At 61.9% G+C, this 19,117-nt stretch carries 19 protein-coding genes and 2 riboswitches; of the genes, 13 read left to right on the top strand and 6 right to left on the bottom strand.

Annotated elements, in window-relative coordinates; translation table 11 throughout:
• Positions 1–3: 3 nt before the first annotated feature.
• Entirely contained in the window at positions 4–834 is an 831-nt protein-coding gene (locus ABVN19_RS08840) for an undecaprenyl-diphosphate phosphatase (protein ID WP_028945143.1), read from the bottom strand.
• A 279-nt stretch (positions 835–1,113) separates the two neighbouring features.
• On the opposite strand from ABVN19_RS08840, the gene pnuC reads away from it, so the two are divergent.
• From pnuC to ABVN19_RS08800, 8 genes are all read left to right on the top strand, one after another.
• On the top strand, positions 1,114–1,680 hold the full coding sequence (gene pnuC, locus ABVN19_RS08835; RefSeq protein ID WP_028945142.1) for a nicotinamide riboside transporter PnuC: 567 nt from the start codon (positions 1,114–1,116) through the stop codon (positions 1,678–1,680).
• A complete protein-coding gene (locus ABVN19_RS08830) occupies positions 1,677–2,201 on the top strand; it encodes an AAA family ATPase (RefSeq protein ID WP_105641325.1) in 525 nt (174 codons plus the stop codon). The genes pnuC and ABVN19_RS08830 overlap by 4 nt, the downstream gene beginning before the upstream one ends.
• A 326-nt stretch (positions 2,202–2,527) precedes the next feature.
• Positions 2,528–2,965, top strand: a complete 438-nt coding sequence (locus ABVN19_RS08825; protein ID WP_028945140.1) for a hypothetical protein — start codon at positions 2,528–2,530, stop codon at positions 2,963–2,965.
• Between the two features lies 1 nt (position 2,966).
• Positions 2,967–3,539: a hypothetical protein gene (locus tag ABVN19_RS08820; protein ID WP_028945139.1), complete on the top strand. Its 573-nt coding sequence runs from the start codon at positions 2,967–2,969 to the stop codon at positions 3,537–3,539.
• Positions 3,540–3,590: 51 nt separating this feature from the next.
• Positions 3,591–4,865: a heme utilization protein gene (locus ABVN19_RS08815; RefSeq protein ID WP_105641326.1), complete on the top strand. Its 1,275-nt coding sequence runs from the start codon at positions 3,591–3,593 to the stop codon at positions 4,863–4,865.
• A 64-nt stretch (positions 4,866–4,929) separates the two neighbouring features.
• Entirely contained in the window at positions 4,930–5,613 is a 684-nt protein-coding gene (locus ABVN19_RS08810) for a C39 family peptidase (RefSeq protein WP_028945137.1), read from the top strand.
• Between the two features lie 33 nt (positions 5,614–5,646).
• Positions 5,647–6,423: a hypothetical protein gene (locus ABVN19_RS08805; RefSeq protein ID WP_028945136.1), complete on the top strand. Its 777-nt coding sequence runs from the start codon at positions 5,647–5,649 to the stop codon at positions 6,421–6,423.
• Between the two features lie 46 nt (positions 6,424–6,469).
• Positions 6,470–7,750, top strand: coding sequence for a transporter (locus ABVN19_RS08800; protein WP_028945135.1), 1,281 nt, complete (start codon positions 6,470–6,472; stop codon positions 7,748–7,750).
• 104 nt (positions 7,751–7,854) lie between these two features.
• Here the strand turns inward: ABVN19_RS08800 and ABVN19_RS08795 are convergent, their stop codons facing one another.
• Positions 7,855–9,180, bottom strand: a complete 1,326-nt coding sequence (locus tag ABVN19_RS08795; protein WP_028945134.1) for a sigma-54 dependent transcriptional regulator — start codon at positions 9,178–9,180, stop codon at positions 7,855–7,857.
• Between the two features lie 318 nt (positions 9,181–9,498).
• On the opposite strand from ABVN19_RS08795, the gene ABVN19_RS08790 reads away from it, so the two are divergent.
• Positions 9,499–9,765 carry a hypothetical protein gene (locus ABVN19_RS08790; protein WP_028945133.1) on the top strand — a complete coding sequence of 89 codons (267 nt, stop codon included), beginning with the start codon at positions 9,499–9,501 and terminating at the stop codon, positions 9,763–9,765.
• A gap of 98 nt (positions 9,766–9,863) precedes the next feature.
• On the opposite strand, the gene ABVN19_RS08785 is transcribed toward ABVN19_RS08790, so the two are convergent.
• Genes ABVN19_RS08785 through cobW form a run of 4 tightly spaced genes read right to left on the bottom strand, consistent with a single transcriptional unit; the run spans position 9,864 to position 16,361 of the window.
• A complete protein-coding gene (locus ABVN19_RS08785) occupies positions 9,864–10,478 on the bottom strand; it encodes a VWA domain-containing protein (RefSeq protein WP_256585787.1) in 615 nt (204 codons plus the stop codon).
• A gap of 47 nt (positions 10,479–10,525) precedes the next feature.
• Positions 10,526–11,524 (bottom strand): AAA family ATPase, encoded by a 999-nt coding sequence (locus ABVN19_RS08780; protein WP_105641328.1) that lies wholly within the window; start codon positions 11,522–11,524, stop codon positions 10,526–10,528.
• A gap of 1 nt (position 11,525) precedes the next feature.
• Positions 11,526–15,287 (bottom strand): cobaltochelatase subunit CobN, encoded by a 3,762-nt coding sequence (cobN, locus tag ABVN19_RS08775; RefSeq protein ID WP_105641329.1) that lies wholly within the window; start codon positions 15,285–15,287, stop codon positions 11,526–11,528.
• Between the two features lie 3 nt (positions 15,288–15,290).
• Positions 15,291–16,361, bottom strand: coding sequence for a cobalamin biosynthesis protein CobW (cobW, locus tag ABVN19_RS08770; protein WP_028945129.1), 1,071 nt, complete (start codon positions 16,359–16,361; stop codon positions 15,291–15,293).
• A gap of 97 nt (positions 16,362–16,458) precedes the next feature.
• A riboswitch (cobalamin riboswitch) is annotated at positions 16,459–16,656 on the bottom strand.
• Between the two features lie 60 nt (positions 16,657–16,716).
• A riboswitch (cobalamin riboswitch) is annotated at positions 16,717–16,946 on the top strand.
• Positions 16,947–17,042: 96 nt separating this feature from the next.
• Here cobW and ABVN19_RS08765 point away from each other — a divergent pair.
• From ABVN19_RS08765 to cobM, 4 genes are read left to right on the top strand one after another with little or no spacing between them, the layout of a single operon-like run.
• A complete protein-coding gene (locus ABVN19_RS08765) occupies positions 17,043–17,228 on the top strand; it encodes a CbtB-domain containing protein (protein WP_028945128.1) in 186 nt (61 codons plus the stop codon).
• 10 nt (positions 17,229–17,238) lie between these two features.
• Positions 17,239–17,931, top strand: coding sequence for a CbtA family protein (locus tag ABVN19_RS08760; protein ID WP_028945127.1), 693 nt, complete (start codon positions 17,239–17,241; stop codon positions 17,929–17,931).
• Position 17,932: 1 nt separating this feature from the next.
• Positions 17,933–18,334, top strand: a complete 402-nt coding sequence (locus ABVN19_RS08755) for a cobalamin biosynthesis protein (RefSeq protein ID WP_028945126.1) — start codon at positions 17,933–17,935, stop codon at positions 18,332–18,334.
• 28 nt (positions 18,335–18,362) lie between these two features.
• A complete protein-coding gene (gene cobM / locus ABVN19_RS08750; protein ID WP_105641330.1) occupies positions 18,363–19,109 on the top strand; it encodes a precorrin-4 C(11)-methyltransferase in 747 nt (248 codons plus the stop codon).
• The last annotated feature ends 8 nt before the right edge of the window (positions 19,110–19,117 follow it).

The following is a 19,117-nucleotide window of genomic DNA, read 5'->3' as shown; positions in this document are numbered from 1 at the left end:
GTATCAACCTTGCGCGGTAGCCCAATCGACCCAACCGAACTGCCAGGTGGCCAGGATGATCAAGCCGAAGACTATGCGGTACCAGGCGAACATCGCGTAGCTGTGGTTGGCAATGAACTTGAGCAGCCCGCGCACGGCGATCATGGCGAAGATGAACGACACCACAAAGCCGATGGCGAACACCGGGAAGTCACCCGGCTGGAACAGCTCACGGTACTTGTAGCCCGAGTACACCGCCGCACCCACCATGGTCGGCATGGCCAGGAAGAACGAGAACTCGGTGGCCGCCTTGCGCGACAGGCCGAACAGCAGCCCGCCGATAATGGTCGAACCGGAACGCGAAGTACCCGGGACCATGGCAAGGCACTGGGCAAAGCCGATCTTGAGGGCATCGGTCCAGCGCATGTCATCGACTTGCTCGACCGTGATGACGTGCTCGCGCCGCTCTGCCCAGAGCATGATCACCCCGCCGACGACCAGGGCCACGGCCACGGTGATGGGGTTGAACAGGTAATGGTGAATCACATCGGCGAACAGTACCCCCAGCACCACCGCCGGCAGGAACGCGATCAGCAGGTTGGCGGTAAAACGCTGGGCCTGTCGCTCTTTGGGCAATCCCAGCACCACGTCGAAGATCTTGCGGCGAAACTCCCACACCACCGCCAGGATTGCGCCCAGCTGAATGATGATGTTGAAGGCCATTGCCCGCTCACCACCGAAGTTGATCAGGTCTGCAACCACGATCTGGTGACCGGTGCTGGAAATCGGCAAGAACTCGGTCAAGCCTTCGACAATACCCAGTATGACGGCCTGCAGGCCAGTCCAAAGATCCATTATTCCCCCACGAAGCGATGCCCTCAGGCATGCCCCCTTTATAGTGTCTACAAGCGCATGGCGATTCGAATGCCCGGCCGTTGTACAGCGACTGTTGGTCGCAAAGTCGGCCGAAAAGTTCAGCCCCCGGAAGGTTCGCCTTCGGGGGGCCGAAATCCTAGCAGACCTGCGGGCTAAACGCTGCTGGTTGAATCCGCATATGCACCTGCGCGTTGAGTCGGCAAACGCTGCGCCAGCGGTTACAATCCCTGCCCTCTCCTAAACAGCCAAGGAACGCCGATGTCCGGCCTCGAACTGTTCGCCGCCGTGCTCGGCGTTATCGCCGTTTGGCTCACCACCCGGCAAAACCCCTGGTGCTGGCCGATCGGCCTGGTGATGGTGCTGCTGTACACCTGGGTGTTCTATGACGTGAAGCTGTATTCGGACATGCTCCTGCAACTGGTCTATGCCGTGCTGCAACTCTATGGCTGGTGGCAGTGGACCCGCCCGGACAGCAAGCGCCAGGCACGCCAGGTCACTTACCTGGACACCCAGCCGATGCTCTTCAGCCTGGGCCTGGGCTTGCTCGGCAGCCTGGCCCTGGGTGCCGCAATGGCCACCTGGACCGATGCTGCCCAGCCCTGGCTGGATGCCGCCCTGACCGGCTTCAGCCTGGTGGCGCAATGGTGGATGGCACAAAAACGCGTCCAGTGCTGGCCGCTGTGGATCGTGCTGGATGTGATTTTCGTTGGCCTGTTCCTGTACAAGGGCTTGTACTTGACCGCCGCACTCTATGCCCTGTTCACCCTGATCGCGGTGCAAGGCTGGCGGCAATGGCGGCGTGATCCTGCGTTGGTGAGCGCATGAAGGTTGTGGTCCTCACCGGCCCCGAGTCCAGCGGAAAAAGCTGGCTCAGTGGCGAGCTCCAGGCGCATTTCGGTGGTGAGCAGGTGGGCGAATATGTGCGTTACTTCATCGACGAACATCGCCGGGACACCTGCTATGCCGATATACCGGCGATCGCGCGTGGCCAATTGGCCTGGGAAGATGCCGCTCGTGCCAGGCAGCCTTCGCTGTTGATCCTCGATACGCACCTGTTGAGCAATATGCTCTGGAGTCGCACGCTGTTTGGCGATTGCCCGGCGTGGCTCGAAGAGGCGTTGTTGGCGCGCCATTACGACCTGCACGTACTGCTTTGCCCCGACGCCATCCCCTGGCACGACGATGGGCAACGCTGCCAGCCGCAACTGACCGAGCGCCAGGCGTTTTTCCAGGCTACTCACGACTGGTTGTCGATGCACCAGCAGCCCTTCGAGGTAGTGCAAGGTAATTGGGAGCAGCGCAAATACGCTGTGTTTGAGGCGGTAAGCCGCTTGCTGCAGGCCTGAGCCCCGTTCGCCCTGCGACAAATTGTCCACTTCTGAAACACTCGCCGCCACGCAAACCCGCGATCTAAAGCGGCCAACGCGTTTACAGGCAAATGTGTTAACCACCTGAAACAGTCGACCTGCGGGACCGTTGAAGCGCCCTGGCGCCCGCAAAATCACTGTGCGTACGCGCCCTGTGTCTCGGCTGCGTTACAACTTTTTTTTGACCCCCACGACAAATAAAGCCAGTTCATTGATTTTCAACAATAAATCAAAACCGGCACACCTTCTGCTCTCTTCCTCGCAACGCTGAACAGGACCAGCACCTCCGAAGAAGGAATTGGATCGTGGGAAAAATAGACAAAGGCATTTTTCACCTCCTGCTTGCTGGATGCGCTTTGGGATCAAGCGTCAGCTTGCCGGTCCAGGCCGAGAACGGCATCGTCGTCATCACCCGCGATGTGCAGCCACGCAACGCCATGCGCCCGCCCCTGGTACCGGACCCCAACCCGGTCACTGTCAACACTAACCCCTCGGCGCACATTCTCAAGCAGACAAACGAGTTGAGCGACGGTGACTTTGCCTCGATCAGCAGTGGCTCCGGGATCAACGCGCTGATCAATCAACAGACCAGCAACATCGGCACCAATATCAACAACCAGACCCAGTTGCCGAATTTGGCCGGTGGACGTACCGGCAACTCCGGAAACGGCATTTCCAACATGGTCAACTCCAGTGTGCAGAAAGGCCTGGCGCCGCTGCAGATCCTGACCGGAGGCAAGTGAGATGAAGCATACGCTGCTGATTCTGGCCTCGTTCTGCAGTGCATCGGCCTTCGCCCAACCCCCTGTGACCAACACCGCCGAGATCGACAATACCGGCATGCAATACCAGGGCAACCTCACAGTCAATCAGGCGGCTGGCGACCTGCAGCAGCAGGCCAACGCCCGGGCCTTCGCCACTGGCCACAACGCCAGCGCGACCACCGAGATCCGTCAACGCCTGCGCACCCAGGTGAGCCCGGCGATGGATGCCGGGGCCAGCATCCAGGGTGACTCCTTCAGCAACGGCAGCGGCGCCCTGGGCGTCAACCAGAGCGCGGGCGCTGCCACCCAGCAAGCCAACGCACTGCGGATCAGCATCAGCAATCAACCGCAGAACATCGACGACAGCGTCCTCATGCAACAGAACGTGGCGCTGCTCAACAACTCCGATCCAACTGACTCAGCACCCGGCTATCGCCAGGTCACTACCAGTGACCAGGCCTTCACCGGTAGCCGTGGAGTCATTCAGTTGAATCAGAGCGCAGGGGTGGGGAACCGAATGGCCAACACCCTCAACGTCCGGGTCGCGGATTGACCCAAAGGTAAGCAACAACACTTAACCTAAAATAAAGTACGGAGAATCACCATGAAACCTTCGATGGCACTCAAGCCTCTGGTTTTCGCAATTGCTGCGGTCATGGCTGTTGCTGTACAAGCAGGGCAAGGCAATAACAACAACAATCACAACAACAATAACCATCACCACAACAACAATAACCACAACCCCCACACCCCGCCTCCAACCAAAGTCCCGGTCTATGCGACCGCCAATGCGTGGGACAAGCAAAGCAGCACCAACAACAAAATCCGCAACGAAGGCACCATCAACGAAGCTGAGATGAGCAGCTCCGCCACCGGTACCAGCGGTAACGTGGGTGTCAACGTGGCGGCAGGTGCTGGCAACCAACAAGACAACGCCGCTGCCATTGCTAACGCTGGCGCAGAATCCGAACTCGACAACAGCTTCGTGTTCGGCATGGCCAACGCTGAAGCCAAAGTCAAGCAATACAGCAACAACAACAAAGTCGACAACTACGGCAGCCAAGCTTCTGCTGTGCTGAGCGCCTCGGCCAACAATGGCAGCGGCAACATGGGGATCAACATTGCTGGCGGCGACCTGAACCAGCAGAAAAACACCATGGCAATTGCCAACTCCAACGCCCCACTCGGCAACGCAACCGCAACCGCCTCCGCCGATCAGGATGGTCCTGGCCTGGTGGTGAACAACAACGCCGATCGCACCTATCGCCTGGATACGATTACGTTGACCAAGTCGGCCAGTGGCTCGTCCTCTTCTCTGAAGGGGTCTGCACTGAGCGTCGATACGAGCTCGTCTTCGAGCTGGGAAGCGGCTGGCAAGCAGAGCAACAAGTCGAGTGGCTCGGTTGGATTCGACGCCAGCGGCTCGCAGAAAGCGTCTTTGAGCGTTTCTCTGGAAGCCGGGTTTGACGCGTCCCACACTGTGTCTCACGAACACGGCTGGCACGACAGCAGCACCACCAACTCCGTGGAGGGCAATCTGAACGCATCGCTCGACGCGAAGGCAAAATCGGCGTTTGAAAAATCGTTCGATGCTTCGTTCGACAAAAAGTCCTCGTCTTCGTACGAAAAATCGGGCAGCAAAGAGTCCGAATCCTCGCTTGACGTGACCAAGCTCTACGGGGAGGCCAATGCATATGAAATGAGCAATACTGTCTCCTTCCAGATCTTGACTCCAACCGGCTGGGCCAACCCTGTCACCAACACCGCAACCCTCAGTGGCTCGGTCAACGGCGGCAGCGGCAACCTGGGCGTGAACGTGGCAGCCGGTGTCGGCAACCAGCAGAGCAACTCGCTGGCCATCTCCAACACCTCGATGTAAACGCTGTGGCTTGGAGGCCCCCTTCGGGGGGCCTTTTTCACGACAACCAGGGAGGCGTACGATCATGCGCAACATCGCTTTGGCGTTTCTGCTTTGCCTGGCCAGCCAGGGCGAAGCAGCCCAGATGCCACTGACCGTGCTGTTGCCGGGTGGCGCGGTGGTGTACAAGCCCATCCAGAGCGTACGCGAACGTAAATTTGCCGACCTGGTGCAACAGAAAACCGATTTCAGTTGTGGTGCAGCGTCGCTGGCGACCATTTTGCGCCAGGCCTACTGGCTGGATGTGGATGAAGCGCAGATCATCGAGGGCATGCTTGCACATGCCGATCAGGATCTGGTGCGCGTCCAGGGCTTCTCCATGCTCGACATGAAGAAGTACGTGGAAAGCCTGGGCATGCGTGCCCGCGGCTACCGGGTCCAACCCGAAACCTTGCACAGTATTCGCATTCCCACCGTGGTCCTGCTGGACATCCGTGGCTACAAGCACTTTGTCGTCATGCAGAAAGTCGACAAGGAATGGGTGTACATCGGTGATCCGGTGTTGGGCCACAAACGCTACAAGATCGATGATTTTGTCAAAGGCTGGAACGGCATCATTTTCGCCGTCATCGGCAAGGGTTACGACAAGACCAATGCCTTGCTCGACCCACCGCTGCCGCTGACTGCCAAGAACCGTGTCAACGCCTTTACCCCGGTGCAAGACGCAGAGTTGATGGATTTCGGATTCATCCAAAGCGACTTCTTCTAATGACAAGGGAGCATGAGGCTCCGGGAGTATCCAATGAAAACTTCAATCTGGGTCGCCGTGCTGTGCATGGCCGCCAGCCTGCCAAGCCAGGCACAGATACTCAAACCCATCGAATTGAAAGACCAGGAACTGGCGAACCTGCGGGGCCGCTATGTGATGCCTGGACGGATCATCAGCTTTGGCGTGGTCATGAGCACCACCTGGCAAAACGCCCAAGGTGATTTGATCGGCGCAAAAGCCTCGCTACAAGTTCAGCAAGCGACCCTCAAACCACAGTTCTACGTGTCGACTTTCGAGGAAAAAACCACGACCACGGCACAGCCACAAACCGCCAGCACCAACACCGTCACCTCGCCCAACCCCGGCACCGGTACCGTCACCGGTGGCGCTGGCCTGAGCACCACCGAAGGCGTCACCCAGGTCGTGCGGGCTGCCGGCGACTACAATACCGCCTACAACAACGTCGATATCAACGTCACCAAGGCCAACGAAGCACCGGCCATTCAAACACAGGGCAATGCCTTGGCCGCAAATACACCGGCGGTCATCTCCAACGAAGCAGGTTCGATGAGCGTTACCTCAAGCGGCACAGGTGTGCAAATGAACATCGTCGCCAACAACAACCAGGGCAGTGCCATGCAACGGCTTGCCCAGGGCGGGCTGATGCAGAACACCACCCTGCTCGGCGCTGGCAACCGGGTCACCAACCTGACCTCCCTCAATGTCGTGCTACGCGAGAACGTGCCGACGGCCGGGGCGCTCAGCGGAAGCCTGGACCAGCTCAAAGGCCTTCGCACACCCGGATTCTGATCTACGCTCTGTCTCATCAAATGTAGTCAGAAGGGACGGCTAACCCATGCACCGATCGTTAACGTTCAGAGCTATTGTCGTTTTAAGTAGCCTGACTCCAGCGACATTGCTCCACGCAGCACCCGATCCCCAGGTCGAGGCACTAAAACAAGAACTGATGGAGTTGAAACAGCGTTACGAAGCACAGCAGAACGCGCTGATGGTGCTTGAACAGCGCGTTCGCCAGGTCGAAGAAACACCCGTCACGCCGCAGCCCAAACGCCTGACAAAATCCCCCGCCGAACCCACCCGGGGTGGCCAGACCGTGGCTGCAGGCGCACCCGGGACCACAGGCAGCTCCTACGGCCAGTCGCTCAAGGAAGATTCGGAGCCGGCACAGAGCGTTTCCAACCTCTATGACGAAGCCAGCGGCTTCTTCGGTGGCGGCAAGTTCAGCGTCGAGACCGGCCTGACCTACACCCACTACGATACCCGAGCCCTGGTGCTCAACGGCTTCCTGGCCCTGGACTCGATCTTCCTTGGCAACATCAACCTCGACCGTATCAAGGCCGATAACTGGACCCTGGACCTGACCGCACGCTACAACCTGGACCAGCGTTGGCAGTTCGATATCAACGTGCCGGTCATCTACCGCGAGTCCACCTACTCGTCTGGCGGCGCAGGCGGCGCGGGGCCGGTGTCATCTGACGCAACCGTCAAGCGCGACCCCACCATCGGCGATGTCAACGTCGGTGTGGCCTACAAGTTCCTCGACGAATCGGAAAACCTGCCTGACGCCGTGGTCACGTTGCGGGTCAAGGCACCCACTGGTGATGATCCCTACGGCATCAAACTGGTCAACGACCCCACCAACGACAACCTTTCGGTACCTGAAGACCTCCCGACCGGCAACGGCGTCTGGGCGATCACTCCGGGTATCTCGCTGGTCAAGACCTTTGACCCCGCCGTGCTCTTCGGCAGCCTGTCCTACACCTACAACATGGAGGATTCGTTCAGCGACATCAGCCCCACGATCAACACCAAAGTCCCAGGCGACGTGAAACTCGGCGACTCCTGGCAGATTGGTGCCGGTATTGCGTTTGCCTTGAACGAGAAGATGAGTATGTCGTTCTCGTTCACCGACCAGTTCTCCAGCAAGAGCAAGATCAAACCCGATGGCGGCGACTGGCAATCGGTCCCCAGCAGCGACTACAACGCGGCGAACTTCAACATCGGCATGACGCTGGCCGCCACCGACAACCTGACCATCGTGCCGAACCTTTCCATCGGCCTTACCGACGACTCGCCGGACTTTTCTTTCAGCTTGAAATTCCCATACTACTTCTGAGCCTCGCGCCCACGAAAAAGCCCGCTTCGGCGGGCTTTTCATTGAATCCTTCGCGGGGCAAGCCCGCTCCTACCGTAGGCACGGGCTAGCCCCGCGAGCGCAGTTCAACGGATCTGATGCTTGTGCAGCAACCGGTAGAAGGTCGGCCGTGAGATGCCCAGCACCTTGGCAGCAATACTCAAATTGTCGCTGTGCCGGTTGAGTACATCGCACAACGCCTGGCGTTCGGCCCGGTGCTTGTAGTCTTCGAGGGTACCCATGCTGGCTGCGAACGCATGCTGGGTCGCCAATCCCAAGTCCTGGGCCTCGATCTGCCGCCCTTCGGCCAGGACCAGGCCACGCCTGACCCGGTTGGCCAGTTCACGTACATTGCCCGGCCAGTCGTGCTTGCCCATCGCTACCAGGGCGTCTTCACTGAAGCTGCGCGGGCGCCGCCCGGTTTCCAGGCTGTAGAAATGGGAGAAATGGCTGGCCAGCATCGACAAGTCGCCATGCCGGTCACGCAGGGGCGCAGTGACCACTTGCAGCACATTGAGCCGGTAATAGAGGTCTTCGCGAAAGCGCCCGCTCTCGATGGCCTTTTCCAGATCGACGTGGGTGGCCGCCAGGACCCGCACATCCACGTCGATCGGCTGGCTGCCACCGACACGCTCGATGTGCTTTTCCTGTAGAAACCGCAGCAGATTGGCTTGCAGCTCCAGCGGCAGGTCGCCGATTTCATCGAGAAACAAGGTACCGCCATGGGCGGCTTCGATACGCCCGATCTTGCGTTGATGAGCGCCGGTAAACGCGCCTTTCTCATGGCCGAACAGTTCGGACTGGATCAGGTGTTCGGGAATGGCGCCGCAGTTGATCGGCACGAAGGGCTTGTCGCGGCGCTGGGATTGGCGATGCAACGTGCGCGCCACCAGCTCCTTGCCGGTACCGCTCTCCCCGCGAATCAGCACCGGCGACTCGGTGGGCGCCAGCTTGCTGAGCAACTTGCGCAGTTCGCGGATCGGCCGGCTGTCCCCCAGCAATTCATGCTCGGTGCCATCGACATGGACATTGCCCTTGCCGCGCAGGCGTGCCATGCCGAAGGCCCGGCCAATAGTGACCTGCACCCGGGAGACATCGAAGGGCAAGGTGTGAAAGTCGAAAAACCATTCGCACACGAAGTCGCCGACGTTCTGGGTGCGCAACTCATCAGGGCTGAGAACGGCAATCCATTCGGTGTTGCTGCGGCTGATGAGGTCTTTCACCGCATCGGGGTGCTGCAGGTGCGAGGCCTGCAAACGCAACAAGCCGACGTCGCAGGGATATTCCTGGGCCGAGGACAAAGTACAGCTGTACACGTCCCAGCCGACATTACGCAGCCCAGGTAACAAACGGTGACAATCATCGCAGGGATCGACGATCAGCAAACGGCGGTTGGACGAAGGTTCGAGCATGACCTTTCCTTGGCGCCAAATGTTGGAATTTTAAATAGAAACAGCACGTTGGCAGGCCCGTTTGTAACAGTAGCAACGATGCGTCAGACGCCCACTACCGTCTGTCTGCAAAGCAGGGACGATAAATTGACGGCGGGGAATTTTCGTCAACTTTCAACGTCAGAGTGGACGCCTGTTACAACTTTTTTGTCGAAAACAAAAAAATTATAAACCTGCATGTGACTCCACCCGGTACTGCGTGCATCAGTACAAGTAACTCACCGCTGCACAACGCACGGTACTTTATTTTTTGTTTGGGCCCACAGAGAGACCGAACCCATGAATGCCCCGCTCCGTGTCAACGAAGCACTGCTGATTGCCGACCACGCCTTCGAGCCCTTCCAGTGTGTAGCCTGGGATTCGCCTAACGGTACTGGCGAACTGAGCCTGGCAGTGATCGACCGGACCAGCACCCGTATCGGTAGCAAACAGGTGCCCAGCAGCACCTATACCGACCCTGCGCAACTCGCGCACCTGATCGAAGAAGTGCGTGCCGAACTGAGTGAAAAAGGCTACGACCTGCAACCCTGGTCAATGCCAAAGTAACGTTGCACCGTACACATCGGGCAACTTTCTAGTTGCCCGTTCTTTATAGTGCGACACGTTGCCGCACTGTTTTCCGTAGCGATCCGTACGCGCCTTTATTATTCAATCACCTTGAAACTATCTATCGCCTGGTAGTCGGCATTTAATTGCTGCGCCAATATACGCGCACGCCCCAGGCGTACCGCTGCGCGCTCCATATCCACCAGCAAACTTGGGCACGGCAGTGGCGCCACCGGGTCCCAGGCCTTGAGCCGGCCGTCGGTCAGCACCAGGCAACGTTGTTGTTCGGCCGGAAACTGACGCTGTCGGGCCTGCAGCCAATGACGTGCCTGTTCCAAGGCTGCCAGCAACGGCGTACCGCCACCGGCGCCGAGGTTTTCAAGCCACGGCTGCAATGCCGCTGATGCCTTGAGGCCATGGCGCTGCCAGGTAGGGGTGTTGCCGCTGGCCGTGAGCAAGGTCAAGCGCGCCCGTTGCCGGTAGGCCTGATCGAAGAACCCGGCAAGCAAGCCCTTGGCCTGGCTCAGGGCCTGGTAGCGGCGGGTCGAGGCCGAGGCGTCGACGATGACCAGCCAGAGCTCGTGGGCACTGGCCCTGCGCTGCTGCCAGCACAGGTCGAGGCGTTGACGCGGTCGTCCCTTGAGCAAGGTGGCGGGCCAGGCGACCGTACCCTGGGCAGCATCGCGGGCAGCCCCCCTGGAACCTTGCTTGATGCTGCCTGGGCGGGGTTTGGCATCCGCCGAGCGCGGCCGACGGATGCTCAGGGCTTTTTTGCCCAGTTCGGCACCTCGCGTCGCGCGCCGGTGGAGGTTGCTTGTGGCGGCATGTCGCCCCAGGCACCTTGCCCTTGCTGAGCGGAGAACGACTGTCGACCCTGGGGTTCGGGCGCAGACATCTGCTGCGCGGCGCGTTCACGACGACGGTGGCGCAAGGCGAACTCGGCCACTGCATCAATATCCTCTGCCTCGATGTGCAAGGCACCGCGCCAGGCGGCATGGGCCCTGGCCGCACGTAGCCAGACCAGGTCAGCCCGCACACCATCGACGCCGGCGCCGAAGCAGCGTTCGGTGATGTGCGCCAAGGCCTGGTCATCCAGCGGAATCTGCGCCAGTCGTTCGCGCGCCCCTTGGCAACGCTCTAGCAACTGCGCCTGGGCGGGCGCCCACTGGGCACAGAAGCCTTCGGGGTCGGCATCAAAATCCAGACGCCGACGAATAATCTGCCCACGTGCTTCAGGCGCCGGTTGCCCGTCCAGGGCCACGTTGAGGCCAAAGCGATCGAGTAATTGCGGGCGCAACTCGCCCTCTTCCGGGTTCATGGTGCCGATCAACACAAAGCGGGCGCTGTGACGGTGGGAAATACCGTCGCGCTCGACCCGGTTGGTGCCACTGGCCGCCACATCCAGCAGCAGGTCCACCAGGTGATCGGCCAACAGATTGACCTCATCCACATAGAGCACACCGCCGTCGGCCTTGGCCAGCACACCCGGCGAGAATTGCGCCTTGCCCTGCCCCAGCGCCGCATCCAGGTCCAGAGTGCCCACCAATCGCTCTTCGCTGGCGCCCAGCGGCAGGGTCACGAACGGACCATCGCCCAACAGGTCGGCAAGCCCCCGGGCCAGGGTACTTTTGGCCATGCCTCGGGGGCCTTCGATCAGCACGCCGCCAATCTTCGGGTCGATGGCGGTCAGGCACAGGGCCAGTTTCAGTTCATCGGCGCCGACCACGGCAGACAGCGGGAAGTGTGCAGGTTCAGTCATCTCAAGTCTCTTCTTCGCCATCGAGCAATTGCTCTTCCAGGGCCTCGCGGTAAGCACCCGGCGCCTGCCACAAGCCACGTTGTTGCGCTTCGAGCAGGCGTTCGGTGATATCGCGTAAAGCCTCGGGGTTGTGTTGGCGGATAAAGTCGCGGGTCGGGGCGTCGAGCACATAGGCATCGGCCAGCGACTGATAATGATGGTCGTCGATCAAGTGCGTGGTGGCATCGAAGGCGAACAGGTTGTCGACCGTGGCCGCCAGTTCGAACGCTCCTTTGTAGCCATGGCGCTTGACCCCGGCGATCCACTTGGGATTCAGCGCCCGGGCACGGATCACCCGGTTGAGCTCTTCCTTCAGGGTACGGATGCGCGGACGGTCCGGCTGGCTGTGGTCGCCGTGGTAGCTGGCGACCGGCGCGCCGCCCAGGCTTTCCACGGCTGCCAGCATGCCGCCCTGGAACTGGTAGTAGTCATTGGAGTCGAGCAGGTCATGCTCGTGGTTGTCCTGGTTCTGGATCACTGCCTGGACCTGGCCAAGGCGCCGGGCAAAGTCGGCCCGTGCCGGCGTACCGTCGTCCGCCGCGCCATAGGCGTAGCCACCATGATTGAGGTAAACCTCAGCCAGGTCCTGACGGTTTTGCCACAGGCGCCCGTCAATGGCGTTTTGCACCCCGGCCCCATAAGCCCCGGGTTTGGCGCCGAAGATGCGCCACCCAGCCTGACGTGCGGCCTGCTCGGCCTCAACGCCTTGAGCGAGCAACTCGGCACGCTCGGTACGCACCCTGGCCGCCAACGGGTTGAGGTCGTCAGGCTCGTCCAACGCTGCGACTGCACGAACGGCAGCATCGAACAGGTTGATCAGGCTGCCGAACGCATCGCGGAAAAAACCTGATACCCGCAGCGTCACGTCCACCCGCGGTCGATCGAGCAGGCTCAATGGCAAAATCTCGAAGTCATCGACCCGTTGACTGCCGCTGGCCCACACCGGGCGTACCCCGAGCAAGGCCATGGCCTGGGCGATGTCATCGCCGCCGGTGCGCATGGTCGCCGTGCCCCACACCGACAGCCCCAGTTGACGCAAGTGATCACCGTGGTCTTGCAGGTGGCGCTCCAGAATCAGGTTGGCCGAGGCAAAGCCGATGCGCCAGGCCGTGGTGGTCGGCAGGTTGCGCACATCGACGGTGTAGAAGTTGCGCCCGGTGGGCAGCACGTCCAGGCGTCCCCGGCTGGGCGCGCCGCTCGGGCCTGCAGGCACGAAGCGGCCCTGCAGGGCGGCGAGCAGGCCATGCAGCTCAGCCGGGCCACAGGCATCCAGCTGCGGCGCGACCACCTCGACCAGCCCCTGCAACACAGCCTGCACATCGCACCATTGCGCGTCCTGGGGAATGTGCGCATGGCCGCCCAGGCTATCGCCGATCAAGCGGCCCGCCAACGCTTCAAGACGCTCGCGCGTGTCCCCAGCCGTTCGCCACAGGCCGGCATCAATCTCTTGCAACAGCGCCGGGCGCGGCCCGTTCCAGGGTTGTCCCAGGTCGCAATCGAGCGGGTCGAATCCCAGCGCCAGTGCCTTGGCCAGCGCCCGCAGCAGACTGGCGTTGGCTCCACGCCCGTCACCGCGGGCTACCCGCAGCAGGGCCAGCAAGGTATCGGTGCGCAAGCGCCCGGTGGGCGACTCGCCAAAAACATGCAGGCCATCGCGGATCTGCGACTCCTTCAGGTCACAAAGATAGGTGTCCAGCCGCGGTAACCAGATGGCTGCGTCGTCCAGCGCACCTTCGAGCTGTAGCTCTCGGTCAATGTGGTTGTCGCGCACCAGCGCGAGGATATCGCGCTGCAGTTCACGGGCGCGGCGCGGGTCAAGCAGCTGGGCTTCGTAGTATTCGTCGGCCAGCGCCTCCAGGTGACGCAGCGGGCCGTAGGTTTCGGCGCGGGTCAACGGCGGCATCAGGTGGTCGATGATGACCGCCTGGGTACGGCGCTTGGCCTGGGCACCCTCGCCCGGGTCGTTGACGATGAAGGGATAGATGTTGGGCAACGGCCCGAGCAAGGCGTCCGGCCAACAGTTGGCCGACAGGCCCACGCCCTTGCCCGGCAGCCACTCCAGGTTGCCGTGCTTGCCGACATGGATCAGCGCATCCGCGCCATAGCCGTGGCGCAACCAGAAGTAGAACGCCAGATAGCCGTGGGGCGGTACCAGGTCGGGGTCGTGGTACACCGCACTCTGGTCCAGTTGGTACCCCCGGGCCGGCTGAATGCCGACGAAAGTCAGGCCAAAGCGCAGGCCGGCGACCATCATCCGGCCATTGCGGCACATCGGGTCCTGCTGCGGTTCGCCCCACCGCTCGCGCACCGCGTCCTGATTGGCCTGGGGCAATTGGGCAAAGGCTGCCAGGTAGTCCTCCATCGCCATGCTTTGCAAGCAGGGACGCTGGTCGAGGCTGTCCAGGTCGTTGCTCACGCCGCCCAGCAACGCCTGAATCAGCGCAGTGCCGCTGGCGGGCAGCTCGTCAAGCGGATAACCCTGATCCTTCAGGGCTCGCAGGATATTCAGCGCTGCGGCCGGAGTGTCCAGGCCCACACCGTTGCCGATGCGTCCATCGCGGGTCGGATAGTTGGCCAGGATCAGCGCCACGCGCTTGTCCGGGTTGGGCAACTGCGCCAGTACACACCAGCGGCGCGCAAGCTCGGCAACAAAATCCATGCGCTCGGCATGGGGGCGATAGCAGACCACATCCGTCTGGCTGCGCTCGCTGCGCCAGGCCAGGTCCTTGAAACTGATTGGCCGGGTAATGATCCGCCCGTCCAGTTCCGGCAGCACGATGTGCATTGCCAGGTCCCTCGCCCCAAGGCCTTGCTCGCTGGCCTCCCAGCCCGGTTCGTTGTCCTGGGCGCAGATGGCCTGCAACACCGGAATGTCGCGACGAAACGGCCGCAGGTGCGGCTGCTCGGGGCTGGACTGGGCAAAGCCTGTGGTGTTGATGATCAACGCCGCCTCGACTTCATCCAGCCAGTCCTCGACCTGGACCAGGCAGCCGGCTTCCTTGAGGCTGGCCACGGCTATCGGCATAGGGTTGAGACCAGCCAGTTGCAAGCGTTCGCAGAAGGTGTCGATAAACGCGGTATTGGCTGCCTGCAGGTGTGAGCGGTAGAACAGGATCGGCACCACCGGCTGCATCACCTGCCAGTCGGCATACCAGTCCTGTAGTTGCGCGGCCACCTTGTGCGGGTGATACAGCGCCGTGCGCGGCAGTTGCTGTGGCTCGCTCCAGGGGTAATCGCGGTGCAGCCAGAGGCTGGCCAGGCATTTGAACAGGTTCAAGGCGTTGGCCTTGCCACCCTGGCGCAGGTAGTGCCAAAGCCGTTCGGCCTGGGCGGCGCTCACCGTGCTCAGGCTGCTGAGCTGCGGGTCCGGGCGGTCGTCGCCCGGCACCAAAATCAGCTGAACGCCGCGTGCGGCCAGCTCCAGCAACTGCTCAACGCCATAACGCCAGTAACCGACACCGCCGTGCAGCGACACCAGAATGACCTTGGCATGGCGCAACACCTCGTCCACATACAGGTCGACCGAGGCATGGTTCTGCACCTGCATGGGGTTGGCCAGGCGCAGGCTGGGAAAATCCTCGGGCAATTGCTGGGCGGTTTCGGCCAGCAATGCCAGGTGCGAATCACCGCTGCAGAGAATGACGAGCTCGGCCGGGGTCTGGCCCAGGTCGGCAATACTGTCGTCCGGCACGAAGCCACCGGGCTGGGTCCGCAGCAGGTGCATGGATCAAGCGCCCAGGGCGGCGCGCAGGCGCGCTTCCAGTTGAGTGGCGTCAAGTGCCTGGCCAATCAGCACCAGCCGCGTGGTGCGCGGTTCTTCGCTGCGCCAGGCGCGGTCGAAGTGTTTGTCGAAGCGGGTGCCCACGCCTTGGATCAGCAAGCGCATCGGCTTGCCGGGAATTGCCGCAAAGCCCTTGACCCGCAGGATGCCGTGCTGGACTACGAGTTGGGTCAGGGCATCGAGCAGCAGGCTTTCGTCGGCTTCAGGCAGCTCAATGGAGATCGAGTCGAAGGCGTCGTGGTCATGATCGTCGTGGTCGTCGTCGCCGTCATGGTGCGAATCGTGGTGGGTGCGGCGGCCATCGATATGCGCTTCGGATTCGGCGCCCAGGCCCAGCAACACTTCAAGCGGCAAGCGACCGCTGCTCGCTTCGATCACCTTGACCGCTGGCGGCAGCTCCTCCTGCACCTCGGCGCGTACCTTGGCCAGGTTTTCAGGGGCAATCAGGTCAGCTTTGTTCAGTACCACCAGGTCGGCACTGGCCAACTGGTCGGCGAACAGTTCGTGCAGCGGCGATTCGTGATCCAGGTTCGGGTCCAGCTTGCGCTGGGCATCGACTTGCTCCGGGAAGGCGGCGAAGGTGCCAGCGGCCACGGCCGGACTGTCGACCACCGTAATCACCGCATCGACCGTGCAGGCGTTGCGGATTTCCGGCCACTGGAAAGCTTGCACCAGCGGCTTGGGCAGGGCCAGGCCGCTGGTTTCGATGAGGATATGATCCAGGTCGCCACGGCGCGCTACCAGCTCGCGCATCACCGGGAAGAATTCTTCCTGTACGGTGCAGCACAGGCAGCCGTTGGCCAGCTCATACACGCGGCCGCTGGCTTCTTCCTCGGTGCAACCGATGCTGCACTGCTTGAGGATCTCGCCATCGATGCCCAGCTCGCCGAACTCGTTGACGATCACGGCAATGCGTCGGCCCTGAGCGTTGTCGAGCATATGACGCAGCAGCGTGGTTTTGCCCGAGCCGAGAAAGCCGGTAACGATGGTGACAGGGAGTTTGGCCAGTGTTTTCATGTCGATGCCCTTGGCAGCAAATGGCGGGCATGCAGGACGAGAACCACAGGCAGCACTGCCCGGGCGCGTTCGCCACCGGATCACCCCGCCCGGTTTAATGTCGGAAACTGATCGAGGCAGGTCTCCTGGCTTGCATTGCACCGGCCGGCGGCCAGTCGAACGACGCCTTCCCGCAGCGATGCAGTGGCTGTGTCGAACCGTTCAATGCTTACAGTTGCGGGGGCAGCCGCGGCTTCAACCGCGTTCCCGTCTTAGCTTCGGCCAACGCCGAAGAACCTCGAAGCGGCTAGGCTACGCAGTGCCCGGTGAGTGGTCAACTGCTGTCACAATTGACGCTTGCGTGGTTGCGTGATTTGCTAGTGCGATTCGTTTGGGTGCCCTTTACAGGGTGAAACGGGAAACCGGTGCGTCATACACGTGTTGATCACGACGTAGGACAAGTCCAGTGCTGCCCCCGCAACGGTAAGCGAGGAAAGCGTCAGAACCACTGTGCCCGCAGTTCGGCATGGGAAGGTGACGCCTTCGGCGCGGCAATCTGCCCGCCCCTCGCCAGCCCGGAGACCGGCCCAGGCTCGATTTGACAAACCCGCGGTGGGCGGGCGCTGTTGCAACCCCTGGACGGACGCCGTGCAGGGGTTTCTTGCGCTTGCCTGTTGCCGACAACACCAAGAGGAAAGCGCCATGCGTACCAGTACCGCCAGTCACTCCGCCGTTACCCCCTCAACCCTGAGCCAGCGCCTGCTGGTTGCTGTCGGTGCCTCGCTGCTGGGCCTGTGCCTGGTCTACTTCGCCGGTTTCTCGCCTATCGAAGCGGTGCACAACGCCGCCCACGACACCCGCCACAGCGCCGCCTTCCCTTGCCACTGAGTGCCGACCGATGATCAAGCGTATTGCCAGTACTGCAGGGTTTGCAGGCCTCCTGGCCGCCCTGTTGCTGACCCTGCTGCAAAGCTTCTGGGTGGCGCCGCTGATTCTGCAGGCGGAAACCTATGAAAGCGCAGCCCCGGCGGTCGAGCCCCATGAGCATGCTCACGGTGTCGCCGCCGACCATCATCATGACAGTGAAGCCTGGTCGCCCGAGGATGGCTGGCAGCGAGTGCTGTCGACCACCGGCGGCAACCTGGTGGTGGCCGTCGGCTTCGCCCTGATCCTGGCCGCGCTCTATACCCTGCGCGCGCCCAACAGCGCCCTCACCGGTGCCCTCTGGGGCCTGGGTGGCTTTGCCGTGTTCTGCCTGGCCCCGACCCTGGGGCTGCCGCCGGAACTGCCCGGTACTGCCGCGGCCGACCTGGCCCAGCGCCAGGCCTGGTGGGTGGGTACCGCTGCCGCCACCGCCGTGGGGCTCGGGTTGATCGTGTTCGCCCACAACTGGCTGTTCAAGGCCCTGGGCGTGGTACTGCTGGTAGTGCCCCACGTGATTGGCGCGCCGCAGCCTGATGTACACGAAATGCTCGCTCCCGAGGCGCTGGAAGCCGAGTTCAAGGTTGCCTCGCTGGTGACCAATGCCGCGTTCTGGCTGGCCTTGGGCCTGATCAGCGCCTGGCTGTTCCGTCGCCCGAAGCAGGCCTGACATGCAGTTGTTTGTCGGCCTGGGTTGCCGGCGAGGTTGCCCGGTCGACACGCTGGGCAACCTGCTCGAACACACCCTCAAGGCCCACGGACTGCCCCTGGCGGCAGTCGCGGGCCTTGCCAGTATTGATCTGAAGCGCGACGAGCCGGGCCTGATTCAATTGGCCAGCCGCTTGGGTGTGCCCGTTGTGTTTTTCTCGGCTGCGCAGCTGTCGGCCTTCGAGCCGCGCTTGAGCCACCGCTCGGACGTCGCCTTTGCCCATAGCGGTTGCTACGGCGTGGCCGAAAGCGCCGCCCTGGCGCTGGCCGAACAGGTTGCCGGCCCCGCTCACCTGCAGGTCACCCGCACCCTGCACGCCGATGCCACCCTGGCATTGGCCAGCGCCGGCGGCATTGGCGGATAATTCTCCCTTTCTATCCCAAGGACTGTGCATGACCGTCTACTTTATCGGTGCCGGCCCCGGCGATCCCGAACTGATTACCGTCAAGGGCCAACGCCTGATCCACCGTTGTCCGGTGATCATCTATGCCGGCTCACTGGTGCCTGCCGCTGTGCTCGAAGGACACAGCGCCCAGACCGTCATCAACAGCGCCGAACTGCACCTGGGGCAAATCATCGAGGCGATCAAGGCCGCCCATGACCTGGGCCGTGATGTGGCCCGGGTACACAGTGGCGACCCAAGCCTGTATGGCGCCATTGGCGAGCAGATTCGCCACCTGCGCGCGCTGGGCATTCCCTACGAGATCGTCCCCGGCGTCACCGCAGTGGCGGCCAGCGCTGCCCTGCTCGGCTGCGAGCTGACCTTGCCGGACATCGCCCAGACCGTGATCCTCACCCGTTTCGGCGACAAATCACCGATGCCCGAAGGCGAGCAACTGGCTGACCTGGCGCGTCATCGCAGTACCCTGGCGATCCACCTGGGGGTCAAGCACCTGGAGAGGATTGTCGAAACCCTGCGTCCGCATTACGGTGGTGACTGTCCGATTGCCGTGGTGCATCGCGCCACCTGGCCAGACCAGGACTGGGTGCTCGACACCCTGGACGGAATTGTCGCGCAGGTGCAGGCCAAGGGCTTTCGACGCACTGCGCTGATCCTCGTGGGCCGGGTGCTGGCCAGTGACAGTTTTTCCGAATCAGCGTTGTACCGTGCCAGCCATGCGCACCTGTATCGGCCCTGAACGCATAC

Origin of the sequence: Pseudomonas vranovensis, assembly GCF_040438935.1 — a bacterium.
Classification (GTDB): Bacteria; Pseudomonadota; Gammaproteobacteria; order Pseudomonadales; family Pseudomonadaceae; genus Aquipseudomonas; species Aquipseudomonas vranovensis.
The sequence above is the reverse complement of the archived record's forward strand: the minus strand, read 5'-3'. Positions and strand labels throughout refer to the sequence as shown.

What these genes read in the sequence shown, in the direction of transcription:
- ABVN19_RS08840 (WP_028945143.1), bottom strand. Translation starts at nt 834, where the DNA reads ATGGATCTTTGGACTGGCCTGCAGGCCGTCATACTGGGTATTGTCGAA.
- pnuC (WP_028945142.1), top strand. Translation starts at nt 1,114, where the DNA reads ATGTCCGGCCTCGAACTGTTCGCCGCCGTGCTCGGCGTTATCGCCGTT.
- ABVN19_RS08830 (WP_105641325.1), top strand. Translation starts at nt 1,677, where the DNA reads ATGAAGGTTGTGGTCCTCACCGGCCCCGAGTCCAGCGGAAAAAGCTGG.
- ABVN19_RS08820 (WP_028945139.1), top strand. Translation starts at nt 2,967, where the DNA reads ATGAAGCATACGCTGCTGATTCTGGCCTCGTTCTGCAGTGCATCGGCC.
- ABVN19_RS08815 (WP_105641326.1), top strand. Translation starts at nt 3,591, where the DNA reads ATGAAACCTTCGATGGCACTCAAGCCTCTGGTTTTCGCAATTGCTGCG.
- ABVN19_RS08810 (WP_028945137.1), top strand. Translation starts at nt 4,930, where the DNA reads ATGCGCAACATCGCTTTGGCGTTTCTGCTTTGCCTGGCCAGCCAGGGC.
- ABVN19_RS08805 (WP_028945136.1), top strand. Translation starts at nt 5,647, where the DNA reads ATGAAAACTTCAATCTGGGTCGCCGTGCTGTGCATGGCCGCCAGCCTG.
- ABVN19_RS08800 (WP_028945135.1), top strand. Translation starts at nt 6,470, where the DNA reads ATGCACCGATCGTTAACGTTCAGAGCTATTGTCGTTTTAAGTAGCCTG.
- ABVN19_RS08795 (WP_028945134.1), bottom strand. Translation starts at nt 9,180, where the DNA reads ATGCTCGAACCTTCGTCCAACCGCCGTTTGCTGATCGTCGATCCCTGC.
- ABVN19_RS08790 (WP_028945133.1), top strand. Translation starts at nt 9,499, where the DNA reads ATGAATGCCCCGCTCCGTGTCAACGAAGCACTGCTGATTGCCGACCAC.
- ABVN19_RS08780 (WP_105641328.1), bottom strand. Translation starts at nt 11,524, where the DNA reads ATGACTGAACCTGCACACTTCCCGCTGTCTGCCGTGGTCGGCGCCGAT.
- cobN (WP_105641329.1), bottom strand. Translation starts at nt 15,287, where the DNA reads ATGCACCTGCTGCGGACCCAGCCCGGTGGCTTCGTGCCGGACGACAGT.
- cobW (WP_028945129.1), bottom strand. Translation starts at nt 16,361, where the DNA reads ATGAAAACACTGGCCAAACTCCCTGTCACCATCGTTACCGGCTTTCTC.
- ABVN19_RS08765 (WP_028945128.1), top strand. Translation starts at nt 17,043, where the DNA reads ATGCGTACCAGTACCGCCAGTCACTCCGCCGTTACCCCCTCAACCCTG.
- ABVN19_RS08760 (WP_028945127.1), top strand. Translation starts at nt 17,239, where the DNA reads ATGATCAAGCGTATTGCCAGTACTGCAGGGTTTGCAGGCCTCCTGGCC.
- ABVN19_RS08755 (WP_028945126.1), top strand. Translation starts at nt 17,933, where the DNA reads ATGCAGTTGTTTGTCGGCCTGGGTTGCCGGCGAGGTTGCCCGGTCGAC.
- cobM (WP_105641330.1), top strand. Translation starts at nt 18,363, where the DNA reads ATGACCGTCTACTTTATCGGTGCCGGCCCCGGCGATCCCGAACTGATT.